The following is a 25,003-nucleotide window of genomic DNA, read 5'->3' on the forward strand; positions in this document are numbered from 1 at the left end:
TATCAAAAAGATAGTCAAACACAATTTATTCATAAATTTAATTTATATGAGGTCATCATGAAGCTAAAAGATTTAATGTACTTCAACAAGTTAACCGAGCTTAAAAATTACACCGACGTTTCTAAGTATTATCACGTTAAACAGCCCACGATTACCATGGCCATTAAGCGTTTAGAGGATAACTTCAACGTCGAATTAATTAATCGAAATCAGGCCCACCACCAAATTAAACTCACTAAGGCCGGCGCCGACCTTGAAAAACACGTCCAGGTAATTATGAAGGAAGTAGACAAAATTAACAACGAAATGGGCAGCATCAGTGACCATGTCATTCGCTTTGGTCTTCCACCAATCATTGGCAACTATTATTTTCCCAAGCTGGCGTCTAAACTATTTTCACTTGGGATCCTAAATGATCTTGATAACTCAGAGAGTGGTTCCAAAAAGCTTTTAGGGGAATTAAAAGACGGTCGAATCGACTTAGCACTTTTAGGATCATCCAAACCGCTTGAAAGTAGTGAGATCGACGCGACGGTTTTAACCAAAGACCACTTCATGCTGGTCGTGAATCGACAGTCACCACTGGCAGACGCTCACTCCGTTAAATTTGCTGACCTCAAAAACGAAGAGTTTGTGGGCCTCTCCAGTGACTTCGTTCACACTCAGGTTTTTTCGGATCTGTCTAAGCTTCACGCCATTCACCCCAAAATTAAGTATCGTACGTCTGACATTGAGCTAGCCAAACAATTAGTCTCTGAAGACGTGGGGATCACCTTTTTGGTTAGTAAGGCCATTAAACCTTCCGACAACCTTGTCCCCATCCCAATTGACGATGAAGATTTACCCCCGTTTTATGTTTCGGTGGCCTTTCGTAAAAGTCACGTTCTTTCACCCGAAGAGCAAGAATTAATCAACGTTTTAACCAAATCAATTGCACAAAAAAAGTAGGAATTCCGTTTGGAATTCCTACTTTTTAGTTCTTAATAACTTAGAAACTAAACTTCTTTATCAATTTGCGTTTCAACCCCAACACCTTCGTATTCGTCAAGAATCATCTTCTTGAGATCTGCGATCAGTGGTTCTTTCGGGTTAGCAGTTGTACATTGATCAGCATATGCCAGTTCGGCAAGATGATCGGCAGCTGCTTCTAACTCTTGTTTGCTTACACCCTGTGACTTCAGATCAAGTTCAACTCCAACCGAGTGAGCTAATTCGATGAAGCGGTGAACCAAGGCTTCCTTCAATTCTTCATTGGAGTTTCCAGGAAGACCAAGGTAGCGAGCGATGTTAGCGTAATCGTCGTCGGCTCTAAATGATTCGTACTTAGGCCATGTGGCAATCTTCTTTGGTTTCTTGAAGTTATATCTGATAACGTGTGGCAAAGTAATGGCAATGGCAAGCCCGTGGGTGATCCCGAATTGTCCACCAATCTTATGAGCAATTGAGTGGGTAATTCCAAGGAAAGCGTTCGCAAATGCCATTCCGGCGATCGTTGAGGCGGTATGCATCTTGTCTCGAGCTTCCATGTTACCGTTGTACGAGTCAGTCAGGTTATCAAAAATCATCTTGATGGCCTGAAGTGACATTGGACGAGTGTAATCTGAAGCCATGGTTGAAACGTATGACTCAATCGCGTGAGTTAAGGCATCAAGTCCTGAGGCAGCAATGGTGCCCTTTGGTACCGTCTTAACAAACTGTGGATCAACAATGGCAACGTCAGGTGTCAAAGCGTAGTCAGCTAATGGATACTTAACGTGAAGCTTTGAATCAGTAATAACTGAGAATGGCGTTACTTCTGAACCAGTTCCAGAAGTACTTGGAATGGCAACCATTTGTGATTTTTCTGGTTTGTTGTATCTGTAAGCACGTTTTCTGATATCCAAGAACTTCTGTTTTGCACCAAAGAAGTCAGTCTCAGGGTTTTCGTAAATTAACCACATCATCTTAGCGGCATCAAGTGGTGATCCTCCACCAAGGGCGATGATGGTATCTGGCTTAAAGGCGTTCATTTGGGTAACCCCAGCGTTAACCATGTCAGTTGTTGGTTCACCATGAATGTCATCGAAGATGTAGTACTGAACGTCATCTTCTCTTCGGTTCAATTCATCTAAGACTTTGTCAACGTAGTGATACTTAACCATGGAAGGACTAGTAACAATAAAGGCCTTTTTAATACCAGGCATGTCGTGGAGGTAGCGAACTGAGTTCTTTTCGAAGTAGATTCGAGGTAGTTTAATCCATTGCATATTATTTCTTCTCTTTGCGATAGTTTTAATGTTCAACAAGTCATAATCAGTAACGTTATGGGAGATTGAGTTTTTACCCCATGATCCGGTTCCAAGCGTAAGTGACGGGGTCATGTTGTTGTACAAATTACCAACTCCAGCAAGACCAGATGGTGAGTTAACGATCACTCTCGAAGCCTTAACGGCTACCCCAAAGTCAACGGCCAATTGATCATCTGAGGTTTGAATTGCTGCGGTATGACCTAATCCACCGTAGTTTAGAAGTTCAGCACAAATTCTGAAAGCATCCTTGTGGTCTTTTGACTTGTAGACCGAAAGAACTGGTGATAACTTTTCCCCTGACATTGGGTACTTAGGACCAATTCCGGTCATCTCAACGGCAAGCACTTGAGTGTCTTCTGGGATCTTGATCTTAGCCATGTCAGCAATTTGTTGCGCAGTGGCACCAGCAATTGGACCCTTAACACTAAGACGCTTGCTGTCAAACATGGCGTCAGTTAATTTTTGTTTTTCTTTTTCTGGAACAAAGTAAACCCGGTTTAATTCAAGTTGTTCTTTTACATCTTTATAGATATCGGCATCGATTACCGCACTGTTTTCAGTGGCACAGATCATCCCGTTATCAAAGGTCTTTGATAAAACGATATCGTTAACGGCACGTGGGATGTTGGCGGTTTTTTCAACGTAAACGGGACCATTACCAGGACCAACTCCTAAAGCTGGTTTCCCAGCGGAGTATGCGGCCTTAACCAATCCAGGACCACCAGTTGCAAGGGTAATGTCAACGCCAGGGTTCTGAATCAAAGCGTTCGTAGCTTCTCGACTAGGCTTTTCAATCCATTGAATGGCGTCCTTAGGTGCACCAGCTTTAACCGCAGCATCACGCACGATTCGAGCAGCTTCAATTGACGATTGAAGGGCTTGTGGGTGCAAACTAAAGATGATGGCGTTTCTAGTCTTCATTGAAATAATTGCCTTGAATAAAGTAGTTGAGGTTGGGTTAGTAACTGGGGTAATTCCAGCAATAACACCGAGTGGTTCAGCAACTTTAATCAGGTCATTTTCAGAGTCTTCTGAGATGATCCCAACGGTTTTATCATTACGAATATCGTGCCAAATTTCTTCGGTGGCAAACAAGTTCTTAATGGCCTTGTCTTCTTCAACACCACGTCCGGTTTCTTCATAAGCCATTTTAGCTAATTTTTGGTGGGCGTTAACCCCAGCAAGTACCATGGCGTGGGTAATCTTATCAACCTTATCCTGGTCGAAATTACTCATCTCATCTACGGCAATGCGTGCTTTTTGAACTTTGGCATCAATATTCTTATCGATCTCTTCAACATTGGGTTGTTGCTTTGCATCTGTCATACTTCCAGCCTCCAATATTTTCTTGTTATTTTCTTCACAACTAATATCATATCATCATCTTTTTCAAAAAGCAATGGTTCATTGTTATTTTTATCACTTATTATTCTGACGGTTATTAAACTCTTAAAAAATAATTAATTAATTTGACGAATACTATTGTTAAATAATGCACTAACTGTTAATTAAAAAGACAAATAACGCCCTCATGACGCTATCTGTCTAAATCCTTATTTGTTAAAAAGTTTATGTCTAACTAATCTGACACACTTTTGCACCCCAACAAATGTGAAATCAGTTGTAAGAGCTAATAATAATCCAATTCCTCCGACTGACCACGTAAAGATCGTGACCAACGAGAAAATTTTACCAAGAAAGATGAACACCGCCAAAAAGAGTGTGATACTCAAAACGACGATGGTTAGTTTGTAGCGGTTAAATGGTCGACAAACCATTGTCAAAGCCAACCAACAGATGACCCCAGTAATCAAAACACTCAGTGATGAAGTAATTGAGGTGAATAGTCCAAAAATATCGCCAATCACACCAATCACTAAAATGTAGAAAACGACACTTAGTGCGGCTGGAAGTGAAATTTCATAAATGTTAGAAGCAAAGCGGTCTTTTAAAGCTCGATAATTTGGTTCAAGCGCCAAGAGAAACGATGGGATTCCGACCATTAAGTCATTAATCGGCGTGAGTTGAATTGGTTGAAACGGATAGTTTCTGGCAAAAAACAGAAAGAGCACGCTGAGCATGACCGAGAACATGGTCTTAATCAGGTACAGGCAGGCGATGCTATCAATGTTGTTGATCACCCTCCGACCTTCGTTTAACACCTTAATGAGGGCGTCGAAGTTGGAATCAATAATCACGAAGTCGGCAATACTCTTGACACTCTCAGATCCTGATGCCATTGCGATTCCACAGTCTGACTGCTTTAAGGCCAGTAAGTCGTTGACCCCATCACCAGTCATGGCAACCGTCCGACCGTTTTCTTGTAGCGCCTTAATTAGCCGTTGTTTCTGGTCGGGTTTGACCCGTCCAAACACCACGTACTGCTTGACCAAATCACGATAGTTGGCGTCGTCTTCAATCGTCGTCATGTCAATGTAATCATCGGAATTGTGAATGCCGACCCGATTGGCAATGCTTGAAACGGTGACCGGATCATCGCCAGAGATGACCTTTAAGTCCACCCCCTGGTTATAGAAAAACTGCAGGGTTTCAGAAGCGTTCGGCCGAATGACGTCTGTAATCAAGATTAAGGCAATCAGTTCACTACCAGCGATACTATCCTCGTTTAATTGGTCCACTTTTGCGAGCGCAATGACCCGAAAACCCTGTTCGGCGTAATGCTTAACTTCTTGTTGTTGCTTGTCAGTTAGATCCAAAATGAACTGAGGTGCTCCGAAGACGTATTTGCCTTTGTCGTCTAACTCGGCCCCACTCCACTTTCTCGCTGAAGAGAACGGCACGATCATACTAGCAGCGTACGGGTGCTGCTTGAACTCATTTTTAAGCGCTGAAGCGGTCTCGTTATTGTCATCAATTTCATGGACCAAAGAGCCCATGATTTCGGCAATTTGTTGATCAGTGTAATTAGGAGCTTCTTTCACCATCTGTTTAAATTTCAATTCGCCACTGGTAATCGTCCCGGTTTTATCCAGGCAGATCGTGTTCACCCGTGCCAGAGTTTCAATGGAAGAAAGGTCTCTGACTAAGACCCGTTTTTTTGCCAGGTGATAGGCAGAAATTGCGAGGGTCACTGACGTCAAAAGAACCAACCCTTCCGGAATCATCCCAATCATGGCCGCCACGGTTCCCAGAATGGCATTATTAACGCTCACCCCGTGCATCAAACGGGAAACAAAAAGTGCTACTCCAAGTGGAATGATAATAAAAGTCAGAATTTTGATGATTTTTTTAATCAGCGAGATTAAGACACTGTTCTTACTCTTGTCGGTCTTAGCCTGGTTTGTAATCGTGTTAACAAAGGTCTCATCGCCAACTTTAGTTGCAAGCATGAAGGCTTTTCCACTAACCAGAAAACTGCCAGACGTCAGTTCATCTCCGGTGGTTTTCTCAATTGGATTGGATTCACCGGTGATTTGAGACTCATCAACCTCAATCCCCTTGGTTTGTTTTACGACTCCGTCAACCGGTACCTGGTCCCCACGATCCAGTTCAACGATGTCTCCTAAAACAATCTGGTCCGGTTGAATAAGTTCAATTTTTCCGTTCCGTCGAACTTTGATCTTGCTCTGAGACAACAACGCCATTTTGTCAACCTGGCGCTTAGAACGAATCTCCTGAAAGATTCCGATGGTAGTGTTCGCTATGGCAATCACCAAGAACAACATGTTGATATAGCTACCAGTATAGAATACTAGCGCACCAAGAACTACGTTGATTACGTTAAACAGCGTAAAGATGTTTTCCACCAAGATCTGTTTCACAGACTTCGTTAGTGGTTTAGGCGCCGTATTCTTATAACCGTCTGCCACCTGTTGTTTAACTTCCGTACTCGTTAGTCCCTCACTCGGATTCACGTTATTAATATCGATCTGGTCACTTGCCACAGTTACACCTCCTTATGTAATTAATTCATTTCTAATTAATATTGTATAAGAAGGAATTAAATTTTGCACCACTAATGAAAGAAAAGCGCAAAGCTTTAAAAATAGTTAAAAAAAGAGATGGTCCAACCGGATCATCTCTTAACACTTAGTCTAAATTAAATTAGTCAATTTCAACGTGATGGTTTTGGGTTTCATCATCTTGTGATTTTGGCAAAGTAATGGTCAAAACACCGCCATCGTAATCAGCTGAAATCTTGGTCTCATCAACATCAGGGATGTAAAACGAACGGTTAACGTCACTTGATGAACGTTCTCTACTTAAGATCCGACCATTGTCACCCTTATTTTCCTTGTCAATGTCATGAACAGCATGAATTGATAGGGTATCGTTATCATAACTAATGTCAATATCATTTTTTCTAAAGCCAGGTAATTCTGCCTTTACGACGTAGTCATCGCCTTGGTCTAAAACATCAGTTTTCATTCTGTTGCTTCCAGCAACTGAGTTTAATAAACTCTTGCCAAAGTCGCCAAAAAAGTCATCCATTGGATCATAACTAGCTTTTCTTAAATCGTTTGCCATAACTAAAACCCCTTTTTATTATTTTATTTGCTAATCTCTTAGCACCCTCTATACTAGGATGGATCGTCCCTTTCACACAAGAAATTAGCTCATAATTGGGGTAAAAAGTGCTACTTACAAAATAACTTTCGTATTAACCGTTAATTTTTCCTCGAAACCATAAAATCAAAAATTTTTCGTAACATAATAAGGAATTTATTTTAATAAATTGCTTCCATTCAAGCGGCTTTATGATAAAATCAATTAATTATGCCGCTCATCTTAAATACTTAAAAAAATGGATAAGTACGTTATAATATATTTATTGTTTAAAATTTTGAAATGAGGAATGAAATTTGAATACCGGTCAGATAATACTTGATCTAATAATTATTTTAATAACGTTCTTCTTTGCTGCATTCTTTGTCGCGTGTGAGTTCTCACTGGTCCAATCAAGGCCAAGTGCCCTCCAAGAAAAACTGGATGATGAAGATATCAGTGACAAAAAGAAGAAAAAAGTTAATCGTGAAATGAAAATGGTAACCAACCTTAATGAGTATCTTTCGACAACCCAAGTAGGTGTTTCACTTGCGGGAATCATTCTTGGTTGGATTGGTGAATCATTCGTGATTGAAATCCTGGTTTCCATCATGGAATTAAAGGATTTCAGTGTTAATCCTGCTACCGCTCACAGTGTTGGTGCGATTGTTGGGGTACTTTTACTTACCTATTTAGAAGTGGTCTTTACCGAAATTGTGCCTAAAAATATTAGTATTGACATGCCACTGAAGGTTTTGAGCGTGATTGCTGGTCCGCTTCACTTCTTTCACATTTTATTCTATCCATTTGTGTGGTTACTAAATGTGTCAGCAACTGGCGTGGTTAAGTTACTGGGAATCCCGGTGGCAAACGAAAACGATGAGGCCTTCTCGCAATCAGAGATTTTGAGTCTTTCAAAGGATGCCGTTAAAAACGGTGACCTGGAGCGAAACGACTATCTGTACATGCAACGATCGTTTGAATTAAACGACAAAGTGGCCAGGGACATCATGATTGACCGGACCCAATTGGTAACGATTGACATCAACGACACGGTTCAAGACGCCATTAACGTTTACATTCAAAAGAAATTCAGTCGAATTCCCGTTGTCAAAGACAACGATAAGGATAATATTCTGGGGTACGTTTACAGTTACGATTTGGTCAGACAATCGCAGGTCGATTCCAACGTCAAGGTCGGAAAACTAATCCGAAAGATTAGTACGACCCCCGAAACCACCCCCATTACGATGGTGCTTCAACAAATGATTAAGATGCATCAACCAATTGTTGTCGTAATCGATGAATACGGTGGAACGTCTGGTTTAATTACCGATAAGGATATCTACGAAGAGTTGTTTGGGACCGTTCGAGACGAAATCGATCCGCAGGTTAACGAATACATCTTTAAACAGCCCAATGGCACCTTCCAGGTGAACGGAAAATTAAACACGTATGACTTTGAAAAGTACTTCGACGTTGAGATGCCTGCTTTTGACGACTCTGACATCGTTACGATTGCTGGTTTCATCATTGAACAAAACCCTCACATTAAAGTGGGTGACGTTGTTACCATTGATGGCTTTCAGTTTAAGGTTCTTGACTACAAGAACTCGTTCATTAACTGGCTAGAGGTCAATAAACTGGAACCAACTGATGATGAATCAGACGCAGATGACGACCAAAAAGACAAATAACTAATATCAATAAAGCCGAGGATCCTCCTCGGCTTTACTAATACATAGGGGTAATAGAAACAATGAAAACAGTTTTAAAAAAATGTCCGGATTGGCTTTTTTACAGTCTAATTTTTCTGATTATTATCATGGCCTACATCTGGACGTTTTACTTAACCGGTAACTCACTAATTTGGGGAATGGACGGAATTGCCCAACACTATCCCATTCTCGTAAACTTTAAACACATGCTAACTGAATTTCTTGCCCATCCCAGTCACGGCTTTACTAACTGGTCGTTTAACATTGGCCTCGGTGCTGATCAGTTAACCAGTTTTTCGTACTACGTAGTCGGTGATCTCTTCAACTACCTGATCGTTTTATTCCCAGACCACTTACTGGAACTGGGATATGGGCTCCTGGTAATCCTGCGCCTGTACGTTGCCGGATTGGCCTTTTTACTATTCATTAAACAATTTCATTTTAAAAAATACAGTATTGTACTCGGAACTTTAACTTACACGTTTGCGGGTTACGCTCTTTATTCGGGGATGCACCATCCCTTTTTTATTCTACCGATGATTTTCTTCCCACTGATTTGCTACGGCGTCGAACGCATCATTTCTAACCATTCCTTCATTCCACTGATGCTGGCCGTTTCCTTAACTTTTTTAAGTAACTTCTACTTTGCTTACATCATTGGGCTTGGCAGTATTATCTACGTCATCATTAGGTATTTCAGCCTTCGTAAAAAACCTGACTTTCATTTTGTGAGCGCACTGGTCAAAATGGTTGCGGCCATTCTAGCGGGAATCTTGATTAGTGCTGTTATTTTCGCCCCGACCCTCTTATTTGCCCTAAGTTCCACGAGGACCACTTCGACCTTTGCGAACGGCTATCTTTTCTATCCTCTCTACTATTACCTCTCCATTCCAAGTAAAATTCTCGGAAATGGTTACCTGACCATTAGCTTCTGGCTCATTGTTGGGATTAGTGGACTCGGATTTTTGGGCATTGTTTACACGATGACCCACTTCAAGAAATACCTTTACCTAAACATCGGCCTGTTGGTGGTTTTCATTGGTGCCCTGATTCCGGCTTTTGGAGCCGTCTTCAACGCCATATCGACCCCATCAAACCGGTGGATGTGTTTGGGCTTACTTCCAATTGGGATGGCTGCCACAATTCTTTCAGATCATCTCACCACGTTAACTAAACGTGACGTGGAAGTCATGATTGTCGCAATTATCACCCTCATTGTGCTTATTTGGGCTTCTCGCGGCTTCATCATGAAGCTAAGCGCGCATGACTACGGTGAAATTGTCCTCCTGCTGATTTTAATGGGAGTCATCCTATGTAGTCAGCTCTTTCATTTAAAGCCAGTGACAACCATCGGAAGTGTGACCGCCGTTTTGATAATAAACCTTATCTCACTTGGCATTGGCTACTACAGTCCCAACGTTGCCGGTTTTTCAAAGGGCATGCTTAATAAGCACGTTGCCACTAACTTTATCAATAATTTCTACGACGGAGCCGATCAGTACGTTGAACCGCGGTTGGGTGGATATCGGACCTCACTTGGTAATCGATACCACTATGCTGGTCGAAACGACGTCAACTTATCAAACTACTCTAACATCAATACCAACATTCCGATGTTATTTTCGACCCGTGACATTTCGTCATACCTGACGGTGGAAAATGGGGCAATTGGCCAACTTGAAAATTCCGTTCAAAATAACCAACGGACCTTTAACGCTCCGGTCGCTCAAAATGACTACCGCACCACCCTTGATAATCTAATGGGGGTCAAGTACCTCTTTATTCGCACGGGCCAACAAAACAAATCACAACCCTTTGGCTTCAAGATGGTCAAGGGTAAGGACAAAAAGCCGCTCCTGTTTGCGTCTGACAACCCACTCGTGAACCAAAAAGACCCCGACGGAACCTACGTTTTAAAAAACAAGAACGCACTTCCAATTGCTTACACCCAGGATCAAACGATCTCAAACCGACAGTACCAAAAATTATCCCCAACCGAGCGTGAACAAGCAATGATCAGTGGGGTCCATGTTGATTCGCCAATTAAGGGCATCAAATCAGCCAAGTTGAAACATAATCAGAAGCAACTTAGTTATGAAGTGCAACCGGACTACGAAAAGACCCTTGATAACTACGATAAATTAACGGCATTCACTAACAATTCTAAGAGCGTTGAGTACAACGAACCAACCATTAATCACACGTCTCAGAAGACCGCCTTAAAGATCCTTTCCGAAAACGTCCAACTGGAAAATGACACCAAGAAGCAAAATCAGGACGGTCTCCGCGTGGTAACTAAGGATGTCCTCGGTAAATCAGTTCCGTATTTTCTTAAGATTAAGCAACCTAACCGCACCAAAAATGCCGAAATTTACTTACAATTAGAGGGCATTCAGAGTCACGATTACTCGTCGGCTTCAAAGGAAAGCATGACCAAAAGACAGCACGCCATCAAAAATCAACCCTACACGCGGATGATGAAACTAAACGAGAAAAGAAAGAACCTCCACACTCCGTTTGTCGGTCAGTACTCCTTAAATGTTGCAACGAAAGGAATGAAGAACGGTTACTCACAGTATGGACGCGACAATCTCTCAAACTACACGCAAAAGAAAAACGCTTTGATTAACCTAGGGTATTCCACCAAACGCCGCAATCAAATTAAATTGACGTTTGATGGTGTCCACCAGATTAATTTTAAACACGCCAAGATTATTGCCGTTCCGTTTGGCAATTCGTATGAACAACGGATTCAAAAACTTCAACGTAACCGTCTCCAAAACCTTCAGGTTAAAAAGAACGAGGTCAAGGGAATCAGTAATAACAAGAAGAAGTCCGTCTTAACCACTTCCATTCCCTATTCAACGGGATGGAAACTCTTCGTCGACGGCAAGCAGGTACCAACTACTCGGGTCAACACTGGCTTTGTCGGAGCACCCATTCAAGCTGGTAAACACCAGATTGAATTGAAATACCAAACTCCGGGACTGCTATTAGGAGCAATTGCGAGCGCCTTCGGAATTTTAATCCTCGCTATCAGTGGGATCGTCATCTGGATCGTAAAGAAACGAAATTAAATTAAAAACGTACGGATAACTAATTCCGTGCGTTTTTTGGCTGCTTTGACTTCTAAGATTCTGTGCATTTAAACTTGTTAGAGGTTACACTAATAGTGACTATTTTTCATATTTAAGGAGGTAGTAATCATCAAACCCATTCGCATTTTATACATCTCAATTGCCGGTAACACCCGCAACTTCGTGCAAAATTTAGAGGACTACGCGGAAACCGAGCACCAAAAAGATGCTAGTAACCCACTAATTGAACCAACCGAAATCTCAGATCAAAGTGACTTTGCTGACGAAACATCACCGTACTTTGTTTTCGTGCCGACCTACCTTGACGGTGGAAATGGAATCGATAACGGGGTCAAAGAACTCATGACCAACACCATGGGCGAATACGTTGCTTACAACCATAACGCCGACTACTGCATGGGAATCGTCGGCAGTGGTAATCGCAATTTTAACGTCCAATTTTGTCTCACAGCCAGAAGATATGCGGAACGTTTTAACGTCCCTGAAATTGCAGAATACGAATTAAGGGGCACCGATCGTGATGTCGTTCGCATTTATCAAACCATGTGTGAAAGAGCCAGAGAGTATAGTAATGAAGTCGCTTTCAAAAAATAATAAATAAGAACCATTTTATGAGTGTATTGATTAGCATTTCACAATTTTATCTGGTAGGATAACCTATAATTCATGAATATTGTTTCACACTAGGAGGTAAGTTGCATCATGAAAATTATTGTTGTTGGTTGTACCCACGCGGGAACTTTTGTGGTTAAACAAATCTTAAAAGAGCATCCCGATTATGACTTAACTGTCTATGAAAAAAATGACAATATCTCATTTTTATCATGTGGAATCGCTCTTTATCTAGGTGGCGAAGTTAAGGATCCAAAAGGCCTATTCTATTCCGATCCAAAGGAATTAAAGGGACTAGGCGCCGACGTGCAAATGAAGCACGAAGTCACTAACATCGACTCAAATAACAAGGAAATCACCGTTAAGGATTTAGAATCCGGTGAAAGTAAGACCGAACATTACGACAAGCTCGTAATGACCAGTGGTTCCCTTCCGGTTGTCCCTCCAATCGAGGGCGTTCATAGCGATCACGTCAAGCTTTGTAAGAACTGGACCGACGCTCAGGTGCTTTTCGATGACGCCAAGGACGCTAAACGGATCGCTGTTATTGGAGCTGGATACATTGGAGCTGAGTTAGCCGAAGCTTATTCTAAGACCGGCCACGAAGTTACCCTGATTGATGGGGTTGACCGGGTTTTAAGTAAATACTATGACCCTAAGTTTACTGACATCGTTGAAAAAGACTACAAGGACCACGGCGTTAAGTTTGAAGGAAACCAAATGGTGCAAAAGTTCACTGATAACGGTGATACAGTCTCAATTAAGACCAGCAGTGACGAATTTACGGCTGACCTAGCTATTTTGTGCATTGGTTTCAAACCCAACACGAGTCTACTCAAGGGTCAAGTTGACATGCTTGAAAACGGTGCAATCATCACCGATGATTACATGCATGCTTCTAACAAGGACATCTTCGCCGCTGGTGACAGTGCCGCCGTTCACTACAATCCAACCCACAAAAACGCCTACATTCCGCTGGCAACCAATGCGGTTCGTCAAGGAATCTTGGTTGGAAAGAACATCGAAAACGACACCGAAAAATACATGGGAACGCAATCCTCATCTGGTCTGAAGTTGTACGACAGAAACCTCGCCTCAACCGGCTTAACCATGAGTGCCGCTAAGGCTCAGGGCATTAACGCTCACCAAGTAATTGTCGAAGACAACTATCGTCCTGAATTCATGCCTACCACGACTCCCGTTCTGATGTCACTGGTTTACAGTCCTGACACCCGTAAAATCTTGGGTGGCGCATTGACCAGTCTCTACGACATTTCACAATCCGCTAACGTGCTTTCGGTTGCCATTCAAAACGAAAACACCATTGACGACCTGGCTATGGTTGACATGCTGTTTCAACCAAACTTTGACCGTCCGTTTAACTACCTCAACATCTTGGGTCAAGCGGCTCAGGAAAAAGAAGCCCAAAACAAGTAATTGTAAATAAAATAAAATACACCGCAAAAGAGCCCTTAACTATCGTAAGTAGTTAAGGGCTTTGGCGTCACCACTATTTTTTTCTTTCTTTTTCAATATATTCAGTAATTCGGTCCATGGCTTCTTTTAAGTTTTCCATTGAAGTAGCATAACTAATGCGGACGTAACCCTCGCCGCCTGGGCCAAACGAACTTCCGGGAATGACGGCCACCTTAGCTTTACGGGCTAAATCATAGCTAAAGTCCATACTATTTTGAATTAAGCCAGCTGGGATTTTAGCGAAAATGTAAAAAGCTCCATCGGGATTGGCCATCTTAAAGCCCATCGCATTCAATTTCTCGTAGACAAAATCACGTCGCTTTCGGTACTCTTTCTTCATGGCATCAGTATCATTCATTCCGTTTCCAAGTGCTTCGGCGGCCGCAGCTTGTGCGTTTGTGGTAGTCGAAGTGATCGTAAATTGATCGATTTTTTCAAGTTGACTAGTGATGTCTTTAGGCGCCGCCATGATCCCAATTCTCCATCCGGTCATCGCGTGTGACTTTGAAACTCCATTCAATAAAATGGTTTGTTCGGGAAGATATTTAGCGATTGAGGCGTGTTGGCCGTCATAAGCCAGTTCGCTGTAAATTTCGTCAGAAATCACAAAAATATCATGCTTTTTAATCACATCGGCCAGTTTTTGGAGTTCGCCAGGATGATAAGTTTTGCCAGTGGGATTAGTGGGAAAATTCAAGACAATCGCCTTGGTTTTGGGGTGATCCCTTAAATTTTGTTCTAATTGTTCTGGAGTAAGGACAAAGTCAGTTTTAGAGGTGTCCATAAAAACCGGGGTGGCTCCCCGTAGTTTAATAATCGGAAAGTAGAGTGGAAAAATCGGCGTTGGAATTAAAACCTCATCCCCAGGATTTAAGACCGATGTTAACGCCGTATAAATTCCGCCGGTTGCTCCAGCGGTCATAATGATCTCCGTCTCCGGGTCGTAGTTTAAATCGTATTTACTTTGTAAAAAGTGCGCAGCTGCATCCCGCAGTCGCTTAGTTCCCTTGGTTGGGGCATAGTGACTCTCATTTTGTTGAATACTTTTAATTGCCGCGTCCTTAACGTGTTCGGGAGTATTAAAGTCTGGTTCTCCTAACGTTAACGGAATAATATCAGGAATCTGACTCACCTCATCATTAAATTTTAAAATCGACGATGGTGATAGCTGCAGCATTTCTTGATTCATTTTACTTATTAATGCTTTTGACATTCTAATTCTCCTTTCGATAGACAAAAATCCCAGTTAACATTCGATGCTAACTGGGATTAAAAACACATTCGTTATTAGGAATATCCAACGATAATCTGTAATTAGCCTAGTTAGTATCCTTACGGTATCTAATTAGGCCCTCAAAACAACCTTACTTAGATACGCACTTGTACCAAGTAAAGTAAGTATAAAGGTCGGTTTGATGATCAATATGATTATTCATGGAATATTCCTCCTCTTCTTTAATTGCCACTAATTAAACAACTCAAATCACTTTCTGTCAATCATTTTAAAACATTTATTTAAAGAACGTAAAAAAGAGAGCTAACACCAAGGTGTCAACTCTCTTTACACTTAATCTTATTGTTCGTTAAATTGTAAGTCCAAGCTAATGTGCTTACCATCTTTACTATCAATAACACGTGAATCAACAAAGACACTGTTCTTCTTAGTCTTAGTGATGTTGTCCGTTGGGTCAACGTCAACTAAAGTTTGAAAAGCGGCATCAGTTAATTTTGATAGTGGAACGTAAGGGATGAATGGAACACCCAAGTATGAGTGTAATGTTTCATCGTATTGGTCACGCAAAACGTTCATTTGGTCCAAAACATCTTGAAGGTCTTTCCCAAAATCAGTTACATCCAAGAAGTAAACGTTTCGAACTTCATCAGTTTGTTCCCAAGGTTGGTCAGTCAAGATTGCTGATACTAAATCAGCCATTTTGTCTTCGTAATCTTTAATGTCATCGAGTTTTTCAATAATCTTTTTTTCGCTCATGTCATTCTTCCTCTCAATATTCAGTCTGATAGTTAATGACTATCACTTACAGTAATCATGATATCACATTTGAAGCGACTAATCGACACCTGATCCCCCATTAAGGTGCGGGAAATTGGATTGGATTCTTTTTGTGAGATTGAGAAATAATGGTAAGATAATGCATATAAACTGATTAAAGGAGCACTCAATCAATGAACAATGAAACAGTTGGTAGTCGAATGGACCGCAATGTCGGAAACGTAGTTATTAACGTTGTTGATAAAAACGCTCAAAATTTGACTAACCCATTAAAATATTCGCAAACTCCCGGGGAAGCATTTTCAATCGAAGTCCCTGACCTAAAGGGATACGTCGTTCAGGGACTTAGTGGTGATCAGAATGCCGTCAGTTACCTCACTAATGTCACCTTTAAACGAAACGTTGATTATCCGGCAAACATGGGTCGGGTTGTGGCCGTCAATCCGAACGAGAATATCAACGGAACTTTTGCAAGAGGAACGCTCACTTACAACTTGGTGTACGCACCAAGTGCACAGGTGGTTTCCCCGGGTGTTGATAGAACAGCACCCAATCAAACGCAGTACCAAAGTGCTCCTAAAAAGAAGACACACCACTGGTTCCGCTGGATCGTCATTATTTTCCTAATTATCATTTTGTTGGGAATCTTTGGCTTATACCGTTCAGGAAAGAGTGCCCAGCAACAGGTTAAACAAAATCCGCCCGTGGTGGTTAAAAATTATAACAATAAACCCCAGAACAACGCTGATAATGGTGGCAACAATGGCAGTAATGCAGCTAACCAAAAAACTCAAGATGTCATTGAAAAAGCCAAACAAGAAATCGAACAAAATGCTAGTGAACGGGATAATAATGCTCTTCAACAAATTATCATGACCATCCAAGATGGTATCAATATGATAAAAGCCAACATTGAGTCTTTCATCGGATTCTAATTCAAAAAGAGATCATCACTGATATCAGTGATGATCTCTTTTTGTTTATCTTTCTTTATAAGGCAACATGTACTTTTTAAGGGCTTTTCCGGTAAATGATTGGGGAACTTTTTCCGATCCCTCAGGAATTCCACTGTACAGGACGTTTCCACCGTACGTTCCTGCTCCAGGTCCCATGTCAATCAACCAATCAGCCTGACTGATTACATCAAGGTTGTGTTCAACGATAATAAGAGAATCGCCATCAGCAACCATTCGTTTAAATAACTTCAGCAATCGTTGCGTATCATTCATGTGGAGACCGGCCGTGGGTTCATCAAGAAAGTAAATCTTGCCCTTCTCTTCTAGCATCTGGGCTAATCGTAGTCGTTGCAGTTCACCACCAGATAGCGTGGTCAAAGCCTGATTTAACGCTAAATAATCCAATCCGACTTCGCTCATCTGTTTCAACGGATTAGCGATTTCAGGAACATCCTTGAAGAACTCAGCCGCGTGAGCAACCGACATTGACAAAACGTCGGCGATGTCTTGACCGTGATACTTGTATCCCAAGGCTTCCTGACTGTAGCGTTTTCCGTGACACAACTCACAGGTCTGAACGACCGGATCCATGAAAGCCATGTTGGTAATTGTGATCCCTTTCCCCTTACAACGCGGACAAGCACCCTTGCCGTTGTAACTAAAGAGTTGGGTCGAAACGTTGTTGGCCTTCGCAAAAAGTCTTCGAATTGGGTTTAAAATGTTGAGATAGGTCACGGGAGTTGAACGAATACTGATGCCGGCTTGTTTTTGCGTCAGATCAACGTAATTGCCATTTAGATGGTCCTTCATGGCCTCCGCTAGTGAACTCTTACCAGATCCAGCCACTCCTGACAAAACGGTCATAATCCCAGTTGGTACCTTGACACTCACGTCGTCAATGTTATGCATGTGAACGTGCTTCAAGTCTACAAATCCCTTAGGTTGAAGTGGTTTGGCGAAGTGATGGGGTGCCCTTAACCATTTTCCGGTCAAGGTGTCAGAGTCCAACACTTCTGGATAACTTCCGGTAAAGGTAATCTTTCCACCGTCAGCCCCAGATTTTGGTCCCACTTCGACCACGTGATCGGCAATCGACATGATCTCTGGGTTGTGGTCAACGATAAAGATGGTATTACCCTTTTTCTTTAGGTTAATCATGGCCTTTTTTATCAAAGCGATGTCGTGGGGATGAAGACCCACACTTGGTTCGTCAAAAACGTACAGAATATCTGACAATGAATTGGTCAGGTGTTTAGCAATCTTAATACGTTGCACTTCACCACCTGATAAGGTGCTGGTGGTCCGATCGAGGGTCAAGTACCCTAATCCAATGTCGATTAAAGGTTTAATCTTAGACTCTAAACCCCGGATGATTTCATCTCCAAGGTTATCTTTAATGGACTCCAAAAAGTCCAAGAACTGAACCAGGTCCATCTTAGAAACGTCGTTAATGTTAAAATCATTAATCTTAACACTCAAAGATCTGGGGTTAAGTCGAGCTCCCTTACATACCGGGCAAACTTCCCGGGTCACAATCTCACTAATGGCTTCTTTGTGGTGCTTACCCTCACGACTGTTGATGATTGAACGTTTGATTCTGGGAACCACACCCTCGTACTGGCTCGTTTTGTAGTAAGCGGGCGCATTGGACAGTTTTTGTTGTGGCGCGTGCATCAACAAGTCATACTCTTCGGGAGTATAATCTTTAATTGGTTTGTCATTATCAAATAAACCACTGTAACCGTATCCCCGCCAACGCCAGGTTCCGGGTCCAAAACTAACGAAGGTAATCGCTCCGTCATTAAGTGACTTTTCTGGATCAATTAACTTTGACTCATCAACTTCATCGACATAACCTAATCCCTGACAGTACGGACACATCCCCTGCGGCAGGTTAAACGAAAAGACCTCCGAGTATCCCACAAATGGCTTTCCAACCCGTGAGAACAGGAGCCGTAATAACGAGTAGATTCCCGTATAGGTGGCAAGCGTCGACCGGGCGTTGCCGGTTAGTTGTTTCTGTTCAATTGCAATGGCAACTGGCAAATTTTTGATGTCACCAACTTGCGGCTGCCCGTACTTTGGGAGATACTGTTGTGAAAAACTAGGAAACGTTTCGTTTAGTTCACGACGTGACATGGCCGCAATCGTGTCGAATACTAACGACGATTTCCCCGATCCGGACTCACCGACAAAAACGGTGATTTCGTGTTTAGGGAGTTTGACGTTAACGTGCTTTAAATTATTTTGGTGTGCGTCAGACACATCAATTGAATCTTTATAATAAGTGTCGACCATGGTTTACCTCACTAATCTTGACGTGTTTTACTTAACTTTCTTGATTCGCTCATCACACAGAACAATGCGAATAAAATCAGTCCGCCGGATACGATAAATAAAGCGGGATAGTTGAAAAATTCAACCATTAATCCACCAAAGAGTGGTCCCACTGCTCTTCCAAGTGACATAAAAATATTAAATAGTCCCTGAAACTTCCCCTTTTGTCTGGGGTCCGCTAACGTATCGATCCACGCCGGAATTCCCGGTAATCCATTCATTTCACCAAAGGTCAAAATGACCATGATAATCACGAAAACGGCGTACTGTTTAGCAAATATTAACATAAAGAAGCTTAGCGCGAAAATGATTACCCCAAAGGCAATCTGACGACTCATCTTAAACCGAGCCCCGATTTTATTAATAATCGGTTGAATGAAAACAATCAATAACCCATTAATCGTCCACAAGAAACTGTAATTTTCAAATGAGATCCCTAGTTGAGTCATGTGGACTGACATGACACTTTCCCAGAGCGTATAACTCATATAAATACAAAAAACCATGATGCAGATTAGCCAAATCAGTTTTAAACCGCGACTCTTCTTCTCAGAAACATCGTCGTCATCTTGTGAACGCTTAACGGCCGTCGGTTCTGGTCGATGTAATTTAATGTTAAATTCAAAAATCGTCATCAACAACAACACAATGTAAAAACCCGTTGCCACGATGAAAACAATCGAAATTCCGTACTTCATCAAGAAACCAACCAACGCGGTTCCGACAACGACCCCCAGATTAAGCCCCACGTACAACGAATTAAAAACGTATCGCGTACTTTTAGAGGTGATCATCGATGCGTACGAATTTAAGAGCGTCATGCTGGAGCCGTTACCCAGTCCGTACAGCAGTAACATAATTCCAAAAATGGGCCAGCCGTGAAAGAAGATCAAAGTCACAATCGAAGTCATCGTAATTAGGACACTGATGATGGCGGTCTTATATGGTGACCAGCGATCGAAAAGATAACCACCCAGATAGTTCCCAATAATCATGAACATTGACATGGCAAACAGCACGATGCCGGCCGTTGTCAGAGATTCATGAAGGTAATTATGCATGTAGACCGTGGTTAGCGGCCACATAAAGGATGACCCGGTATTTAATAGTAACGAATAGATTAAAACGGTACTAAGCCTTAATTCTTTTTTCTTTCCCTTTACCATTTGCTTGCCTCATTTCATTATTTATTTTTTCTTTAATTTCAACGCTTACACGATCGACCATAATAAAAGGGGAAACTCAACCGTAGTTGAAATCCCCCTAATAATCAGCAATGCTTACTTTTTTGTCGCATGCTTCTTTTCGTTATCACGCTTTTTGGCAACCAATCCGGCTACCATTGAACCCGCTACCAGCACCGAAACAACACTGGTTAGCAGGATTTTCATTTTATTTTTCATGATGAAACTCCCTGCTTTTCTCCCTAATATAGTTATATCTTGTTTGCGACAAAAAAGCTACTTCTTTCTCTAATTTATAATTTTTATAATGTGATTGCCAACCGGTTACACCATTCACACTATGTAACCGCACTTTCAAAGATGAAGTTACCTGTCCCACGCTTAACCAAACTCTCTACTAAAATTAAATCCAATTTTAACTGGGAAAAAACCGATCCTTCTACTATAATTAAGGTCCATAAGGCAAATTAACGAAACGTTAATTGGAGGGAGAAACACATGATTCATATTGTTACTGATTCAACTGCTCAATTAACCCCAGATGAAATTCAAAAAAATAATCTCACAGTCGTACCACTTCAGGTTACCATTGATGGCAAAACTTATGAAGATGGTGTTGACATTACCAGAAAAGAATTCTCCGATCATCTTGCAAACGACAAAGAATTTCCGAAGACCAGTCAACCTTCGCTAGGTCAATTCATTCAAGCCTACGAAAAAATTCAAAAAGAAGATCCAGACGCTTCAATCATCTCCATTCATTTAACCAAGGTTTTAAGTGGAACGGTTGAGACGGCTAGGACCGCTGCCAAACAAGTGGGCGGAGACATCTCAGTCCTAGACAGTGATTCAACTGATAGTGGTCTTACTTTTGCTGTCATACGTGCCAAAAAATTGGCCGATCAAGGCAAGTCTGTTAACGAAATTATGGACAATTTAAAGGCTTTTGTACCAACCATTATGACCTACGTTTTCATCAACAGTTTTGATTACATGGTCAAGGGTGGGCGTGCTAGCCGGGCGGTTGGCTTTATTTCCTCACTAATTCAACTAAAGCCCGTAATTCAACTGACTGAGGGAACTTTAAAACTGAAGTACAAGTGCCGTGGCATCAAGAAAATGACCAAGATTGCCAATCAGGTCACCGATGAAATCATTAATAATAAGGCCATTTCCGAAGTTGGTCTTTCATACGTTGACGACGGAACGGCCCCAAAGAAAATTGCCGCTAAGATCAAGGAAGCTAGACCTGACATCGACGTCACCTGCCGTCTGACAAGTCCCATCGTTATGACCCACGTTGGCCCTGGTGGATTTGGCTACATCTTCGCATAACTTAATCCTAACAATTAAGATCGGACATTTATGTTCGGTCTTTTATTATGAAAGGGGGAAATCATGGAATCATCGCTTGTTTATTCGGACTTTTAATGAGCCAATTATGATAAATTAGCGGTTAACACCGTGTCAACATGTGGGTATAATTAAATTATTACATAGAAGGAAGGATTTTTTATGCCATCGTCAACTTTTGTAAATCTCCCCCAGGCAAAAAAGGATCGCATCAACAGTGCCCTTTTAAATGAATTTTCCGCTCATCCCTTCTCTGACGCCCAAGTTGCCAGGATCATCAAGGATGCCAAAATCTCACGTGGAGCCTACTACAAATACTTCATTACCTTAAAGGGCGGCTATGATTACACGCGCAGACTGGTTTTATCAACCATTCACCAGCCTTTCACAAATAAAAAGCTTGATGAACTGAAACCAAGCGACTACGTTGATGCCGCCCGTTCCTTTCTAGAAGATAGTGCTGAAAGTGAATACTTTGAATTTATTCAGATGGACATCCTGCATAATCAGAAAAACATTGATGATTCGGCAATCATTAAGCTGCCAGCCAAACGGTGGGCCATTACCGTTCTGTGCCACCAGACGATTAAAGAAGCAATGGAATCTCCCAAAGATTCCGAAAAATTACTCCATCGGCTTCAAAGAGTCCTTGAAATTATTTATTAATTAATCCGTACAAAAAGGAGACCCAGAAGTGGGCCTCCTTTATTAATTGATTTCAAGCATTAATTAATCTAAAATTCTTCGTAAGTGGCTGGATCTTGATTATGAGTTCGACCATCTGGCTTGGTTAACGAATCAATCGTTTCCATATCTTCAGGAGTAATCTCAAAGTCAAAGACGTTCAAATTACCACTCTGTCTACCAGGATGAGCTGACTTAGGAATTGGCAGCGTTCCCAACTGAATCTCCCAGCGTAAAATCAATTGACCAACGTTTTTATGGTACTTAGCGGCCATGTCAACCAGAACTGGGTTCTTTAACATCTCACTGGCACGACCAAGTGGGCTCCAGTCCTCGGTTAAAATCCCGTGTTCCTCATCATAGTGACGCATATCAGCCTGATTAAAGTAGGGATGAAGTTCAATCTGGTTGATTGACGGCATGACGCCCGTCTCATCAACTAGCTTGTCCAAGTAGTCAGGTAGGAAGTTACAGACTCCAATCGTCCGAATCAAACCGTACTGTTGGGCATCGATCAGTGCTTGCCATGCTTCAACGTAGTTCCCCTCTTTGGGATTAGGCCAGTGCAACAAGTAGATATCAAAGTAGTCTAGACCAGCCCGATAAAGTGACTCTTGAATGGCATTAATGGCACTCTTTCGGTCGTAGTAACGGCCTGGCAACTTTGAAGTTACCAACAAATCAGAACGCCGGACGTTCGAGTTTTCAATTCCACGACCAACGGCCCCTTCGTTTTCATAATTGTAGGCAGTGTCGATTAACCGGTAACCCTTATGAATGGCAGAAGTGATCGCCATTGCACCTTCAAAACCCTTTAAAAGATAGGTCCCAAATCCAATCTTCGGAACCTGCATTCCGTTATTTAACGTGTAATACTCATATTCCATGATGAGAACTCCTCTCAATGTGTTTCTACGATCAGGATAATCGGAATGAATATTCGTTTCAAGCAAGTCGATTTGTGATAGGATAGTAGTTACGATTTAAGGAGTGATAACGTGAAAAAGAAAAACCAAAAAAATAACGGATCCTTCAACTTTCGGGGATTCTTCCATTTAATTCGACAAACTAAACCCCACTACTGGCAACTAATGGTCGGACTGATCCTGGGACTAGTCGCTACTGGAGCCCAACTAACGGTTCCAAAGATTGCCCAGGTCATGGTGAACGACTTCGCCAAGGGCGTGAGTCTAGTCCTGATTTTTGCCATGGTTATTTTATTCGTCTTAAGTGCCCTAATTAACGCGGGCTCAGGAACGCTCCTGGGTTTCTTCGGTGAAGACGTCGTGGCTAACCTTCGAGAACTACTATGGGAGAAAATGGTGAAGTTAAACGTTCACTACTTCGATAGCGTGAAGACCGGAAAAATGACTTCGCGGCTCGTGAGTGACACGGATCAGATTAAAGACTTACTGTCAGTTTCATTTCCCAACACGATTACATCGATCTTTCAACTAATCGGGGCTTTAATCATCATGCTCATCATGGACTGGCGAATGGCCTTAATCATGTTTATTGCCATTCCCATCGTCATGACCGTGATGCGACCAATCATTCACAAGTCGAGTCAGATTGGGAAGTCGCGTCAGGACCAAATGGCTGATTTCAGCGGAAAGGCGCAGGAAACTTTAAACGAAATTCGCTTAGTCAAATCATCAAATGCCGAACCGTACGAAACCAACGCTGGTTCTAACTTGATTCACAATCTGTATCGAATCGGCCTCAAAGAGTCGGTCTACGATTCCATTGCAGGACCAATCCTGAACACGGTCATGATGGCTATGATTGTTGGAATCTTGGCATATGGCGCTCATCGGGTTGCCATTGGAGCCATGACCATCGGAACCATGTTTGCCTTTCTAATGTACCTGTTTCAAATCATTGGTCCCGTTAGCATGCTGGGTCGTTTTGTCACTGACCTCTCGAAGGCCAATGGTTCTACCGAACACGTCCGAGAACTCCTCATTGAACCCGAAGAAGACTTTGCGTCAGGATTCTCGGATGATATTGGAGGTAAAACGTTGCGTCTCAATGACGTTAGTTTTGCCTACGACCCCGACGAACCGGTCCTAAAAAACGTCAACGTTGCCGCCAAGCCCAATCAAACTACGGCCTTCGTTGGACCTTCTGGAAGTGGAAAATCAACCATCTTCAGTTTGATTGAACGTTACTACCAACCAACGTCTGGCACCCTTACAATTGGCAAGGAAAACATCGAGGACATTAACCTCTCCAACTGGCGGCATCAAATCGGACTGGTTAGTCAGGATTCAGCCATCATGGCGGGGACGATTCGCCATAATTTGACCTATGGACTAGACGAGCAGTTTACCGATGACCAACTCTGGCACGTCCTAAGCCTGGCGTACGCGGAGGGCTTTGTGAAAGAGATGCCCGACGGACTTTCCACTCAAGTTGGTGAACGAGGAATCAAGGTCAGTGGTGGCCAAAGGCAACGACTCGCGATCGCTCGGGCCTTTTTGCGAGATCCAAAAATCTTGATGCTTGACGAAGCCACGGCCAGTCTTGATTCACAATCAGAGGCCATGGTTCAAAAGGCGCTTCATCAACTCATGAAGGGTCGTACTACCCTCATTATTGCTCACCGATTGAGTACCATCGTTGATTCAGACGACATTTACTTTGTTGACCACGGTGAAATCAGTGGACACGGGACTCACGAAGAGTTAATCAAGACTTTGCCCAAGTATCGCGAATACGTTAAAATTCAATTCAAAAAATAAGGAATTCAGCAATGAATTCTTTTTTTGTGTCACAAA

Annotated in this window: 18 protein-coding genes; 9 read left to right on the plus strand and 9 right to left on the minus strand. The window is 42.2% G+C overall.

The window, feature by feature from the left end:
* The first annotated feature begins 57 nt into the window (after positions 1-57).
* Positions 58-948: a LysR family transcriptional regulator gene (locus AC6UDA_RS06660; protein ID WP_500707414.1), complete on the plus strand. Its 891-nt coding sequence runs from the start codon at positions 58-60 to the stop codon at positions 946-948.
* Between the two features lie 47 nt (positions 949-995).
* Here the strand turns inward: AC6UDA_RS06660 and adhE are convergent, their stop codons facing one another.
* The 3 genes from adhE to AC6UDA_RS06675 form a co-directional block, all read right to left on the minus strand.
* Positions 996-3,614 carry a bifunctional acetaldehyde-CoA/alcohol dehydrogenase gene (adhE, locus tag AC6UDA_RS06665; protein ID WP_500711408.1) on the minus strand — a complete coding sequence of 873 codons (2,619 nt, stop codon included), beginning with the start codon at positions 3,612-3,614 and terminating at the stop codon, positions 996-998.
* A gap of 227 nt (positions 3,615-3,841) precedes the next feature.
* Positions 3,842-6,193, minus strand: coding sequence for an HAD-IC family P-type ATPase (locus AC6UDA_RS06670; RefSeq protein WP_500695839.1), 2,352 nt, complete (start codon positions 6,191-6,193; stop codon positions 3,842-3,844).
* A gap of 160 nt (positions 6,194-6,353) precedes the next feature.
* Positions 6,354-6,776, minus strand: a complete 423-nt coding sequence (locus tag AC6UDA_RS06675) for an Hsp20/alpha crystallin family protein (RefSeq protein ID WP_500694098.1) — start codon at positions 6,774-6,776, stop codon at positions 6,354-6,356.
* Between the two features lie 335 nt (positions 6,777-7,111).
* Here AC6UDA_RS06675 and AC6UDA_RS06680 point away from each other — a divergent pair, with 335 nt between their 5' ends.
* From AC6UDA_RS06680 to AC6UDA_RS06695, 4 genes are all read left to right on the plus strand, one after another.
* Positions 7,112-8,491, plus strand: coding sequence for a hemolysin family protein (locus AC6UDA_RS06680; protein WP_500694099.1), 1,380 nt, complete (start codon positions 7,112-7,114; stop codon positions 8,489-8,491).
* 62 nt (positions 8,492-8,553) lie between these two features.
* Positions 8,554-11,589: a YfhO family protein gene (locus AC6UDA_RS06685; RefSeq protein WP_500708524.1), complete on the plus strand. Its 3,036-nt coding sequence runs from the start codon at positions 8,554-8,556 to the stop codon at positions 11,587-11,589.
* A 129-nt stretch (positions 11,590-11,718) separates the two neighbouring features.
* A complete protein-coding gene (gene nrdI, locus AC6UDA_RS06690; protein WP_500701307.1) occupies positions 11,719-12,204 on the plus strand; it encodes a class Ib ribonucleoside-diphosphate reductase assembly flavoprotein NrdI in 486 nt (161 codons plus the stop codon).
* A 108-nt stretch (positions 12,205-12,312) separates the two neighbouring features.
* Positions 12,313-13,659 carry an FAD-dependent oxidoreductase gene (locus tag AC6UDA_RS06695; RefSeq protein WP_500708523.1) on the plus strand — a complete coding sequence of 449 codons (1,347 nt, stop codon included), beginning with the start codon at positions 12,313-12,315 and terminating at the stop codon, positions 13,657-13,659.
* A gap of 73 nt (positions 13,660-13,732) precedes the next feature.
* On the opposite strand, the gene AC6UDA_RS06700 is transcribed toward AC6UDA_RS06695, so the two are convergent.
* Positions 13,733-14,911, minus strand: coding sequence for an aminotransferase class I/II-fold pyridoxal phosphate-dependent enzyme (locus AC6UDA_RS06700; protein ID WP_500711410.1), 1,179 nt, complete (start codon positions 14,909-14,911; stop codon positions 13,733-13,735).
* 360 nt (positions 14,912-15,271) lie between these two features.
* Positions 15,272-15,688: a hypothetical protein gene (locus tag AC6UDA_RS06705; protein WP_500694103.1), complete on the minus strand. Its 417-nt coding sequence runs from the start codon at positions 15,686-15,688 to the stop codon at positions 15,272-15,274.
* A 194-nt stretch (positions 15,689-15,882) separates the two neighbouring features.
* Here AC6UDA_RS06705 and AC6UDA_RS06710 point away from each other — a divergent pair, with 194 nt between their 5' ends.
* Positions 15,883-16,644, plus strand: a complete 762-nt coding sequence (locus tag AC6UDA_RS06710) for a hypothetical protein (RefSeq protein WP_500708521.1) — start codon at positions 15,883-15,885, stop codon at positions 16,642-16,644.
* Positions 16,645-16,689: 45 nt separating this feature from the next.
* Here AC6UDA_RS06710 and AC6UDA_RS06715 read toward each other — a convergent pair whose 3' ends face one another.
* The 3 genes from AC6UDA_RS06715 to AC6UDA_RS06725 all read right to left on the minus strand — a co-directional run bounded on the left by AC6UDA_RS06715 (position 16,690) and on the right by AC6UDA_RS06725 (position 20,405).
* Positions 16,690-18,963 (minus strand): ATP-binding cassette domain-containing protein, encoded by a 2,274-nt coding sequence (locus tag AC6UDA_RS06715; RefSeq protein ID WP_500711411.1) that lies wholly within the window; start codon positions 18,961-18,963, stop codon positions 16,690-16,692.
* Between the two features lie 11 nt (positions 18,964-18,974).
* On the minus strand, positions 18,975-20,168 hold the full coding sequence (locus AC6UDA_RS06720; RefSeq protein ID WP_500711413.1) for an MDR family MFS transporter: 1,194 nt from the start codon (positions 20,166-20,168) through the stop codon (positions 18,975-18,977).
* A gap of 114 nt (positions 20,169-20,282) precedes the next feature.
* Entirely contained in the window at positions 20,283-20,405 is a 123-nt protein-coding gene (locus AC6UDA_RS06725) for a hypothetical protein (protein WP_500694107.1), read from the minus strand.
* A gap of 279 nt (positions 20,406-20,684) precedes the next feature.
* On the opposite strand from AC6UDA_RS06725, the gene AC6UDA_RS06730 reads away from it, so the two are divergent.
* Both AC6UDA_RS06730 and AC6UDA_RS06735 read left to right on the plus strand, forming a co-directional pair.
* Positions 20,685-21,521 carry a DegV family protein gene (locus AC6UDA_RS06730; RefSeq protein ID WP_500711415.1) on the plus strand — a complete coding sequence of 279 codons (837 nt, stop codon included), beginning with the start codon at positions 20,685-20,687 and terminating at the stop codon, positions 21,519-21,521.
* A 180-nt stretch (positions 21,522-21,701) separates the two neighbouring features.
* Entirely contained in the window at positions 21,702-22,205 is a 504-nt protein-coding gene (locus AC6UDA_RS06735) for a TetR/AcrR family transcriptional regulator (RefSeq protein ID WP_500711417.1), read from the plus strand.
* A gap of 68 nt (positions 22,206-22,273) precedes the next feature.
* Here AC6UDA_RS06735 and AC6UDA_RS06740 read toward each other — a convergent pair whose 3' ends face one another.
* Positions 22,274-23,110: an aldo/keto reductase gene (locus AC6UDA_RS06740; RefSeq protein ID WP_500695847.1), complete on the minus strand. Its 837-nt coding sequence runs from the start codon at positions 23,108-23,110 to the stop codon at positions 22,274-22,276.
* A gap of 111 nt (positions 23,111-23,221) precedes the next feature.
* Between AC6UDA_RS06740 and AC6UDA_RS06745 the strand changes: the two genes are divergently transcribed.
* On the plus strand, positions 23,222-24,967 hold the full coding sequence (locus AC6UDA_RS06745) for an ABC transporter ATP-binding protein (protein ID WP_500711419.1): 1,746 nt from the start codon (positions 23,222-23,224) through the stop codon (positions 24,965-24,967).
* The last annotated feature ends 36 nt before the right edge of the window (positions 24,968-25,003 follow it).

Source organism: Fructilactobacillus sp. X8R4C1 (assembly GCF_059900905.1).